Origin of the sequence: Anaerozeibacter quisquiliarum, assembly GCF_051162045.1 — a bacterium.
Lineage (GTDB): Bacteria > Bacillota > Clostridia > Christensenellales > Aristaeellaceae > Anaerozeibacter > Anaerozeibacter quisquiliarum.
In genome coordinates, this window is the sequence record NZ_JBISDI010000081.1 from 1 (window position 1) to 1,738 (window position 1,738).

A 1,738-nucleotide genomic window follows, 5' to 3' on the forward strand; every position below is an offset into this window, starting at 1 on the left:
ACAAAAAACCTGCTAAGCCAAGTCAACAGGCAAGCAGGTAAAGATTAAGTAATCAGGAAAAGACGCCAGCCTTGATGGAACATCGACAAAAATGCATAGGAAAGCTACCGACGGCGATGAGAACTCAGGGACAACGAAACTTGAGCGCGCCGTCGGCTCCTACAATGATACATTTTTGTCGATAACCCATCAAGGCCAAGCCGCCTGCGGCGGTGGCTGCGTTTTCACCTCCGGCTCAAAGAATCTAGGGACAACCTACCGAAGGAAGCGATGGCAGCAGCGCATAGCACTCCTTGACGCGAGCGAAATAGATTCTCAGGAATTTGTTGAGCGCGGCGATTTTCGCAACCTTCTTTGGCTTGCCCTCGGCTTCTTTTTTAAGCATGAACTGGAATACGTTGCTTGTCTTAGGCTTGACCCGCCTGATACATTGCATGACCTCGTAACCGGTCTTCCGTAATAAAGATGAACCTCGCTTGGATATTTTCCGTTGCGTCGCAACGAAGCTGCCGGATTGAAACGGCGGAGCGTCGATTCCGGCGAACGCGATCAGCGCGCTGGCGTTGTGGAAGCGGGAGATGTCGCCAATCTCCGCAATCAGTCGGGGCGCAAGCACATCTCCTACTCCGTCCATTGACCGCACCACAGAATATTCCGGCAGCACACTTGCCAACGCCTGCATTTGTGTTAGAATGGTGTGCAGGGTGTTGTTGACCGATTTCAGCACCCGAACCGCTTCCAACACGAGCATTTTGGTCGATGGCGTGTTGGATGGCAAGGTGGGGATACCGTTGCAAGCCAACGCATAGATTGCCTTTGCCTTGGATTCACTTGCGTGGTATCCCTTTTTCTTTGCCCACCGGCAGTAGCTTGAGATGAAACCACTCTCGCCGCGTTTTCTGATGTTGTCGTAGTGCCAGTATTGCTGGGCAAAGTCGCTGAGCTTGTCTTTGTCGGCCTCTCTCGCGCGGTCGCCTCTCAACAGATGCTGGATGCCTGGCATGGTGCGCTCCAGAAGGTAGAGCAGGTTCTGCTTGCAGCTGATCTTGATTTCAATGTAGCAGGCATATTGTCGCCCCAGCTGCCGCAATTCCTCGTAGCTTTCGCTCCTTGCTGAAAAGTTCGTCAGCCGGAACCAGTTGTCGATGCCGTAGTTGGCGATGCGCACCGCGTCAATCTTATCGGTCTTTCCCTTGCGCAGCGCCAGGGACGCATACTTCTTCATCGTCAACGGATTGATCACGCTGACAAACAGACCAGCCTCCTTCAGGCGCGTCAACACGGGCAAGTGGTAGATGCCCGTCGCCTCCATGACGACCCTGACCTCGTCTTCCAATTGTCCAATCTGCTGGATGAAAGCATCCATGGATTTCTCCGAATGTGCGATCTCGTATGGTGAACGTACGATTTCGCCGTATGGCCGGAGCATACAAACCATACTCTTTCCTTTGGATATGTCCATTCCAATGCTGATCATGGAGCACCTCCCGCTGTTTTTTTCGCAACGGCTCCACCTGCGCTTATTGCCACTCGTTTTGGTTCGTTACGCGAAAGCCCATGCGGATTTCAACCTGCTTAAGCGAATGCGCACAATAAGGGGATGGTCGGCTGTTTTTTATTCGGATGCGTCAATCCTAAAGCGCCCTCGCCGGTCCATTGCTCCCCTTATTCTACCTGAATAAGCGCAAGCGAGCTACGCCCGTCGGCGTTCTCTCTTGCGCTTTTTAGTGTACCAAAA

Annotated in this window: 1 protein-coding gene; it reads right to left on the minus strand. The window is 52.7% G+C overall.

The genetic code is table 11. The features are described from left to right. Positions 1-244: 244 nt before the first annotated feature. Entirely contained in the window at positions 245-1,477 is a 1,233-nt protein-coding gene (locus tag ACH6CV_RS18045; RefSeq protein WP_456359608.1) for an IS110 family RNA-guided transposase, read from the minus strand. Positions 1,478-1,738 lie beyond the last annotated feature (261 nt).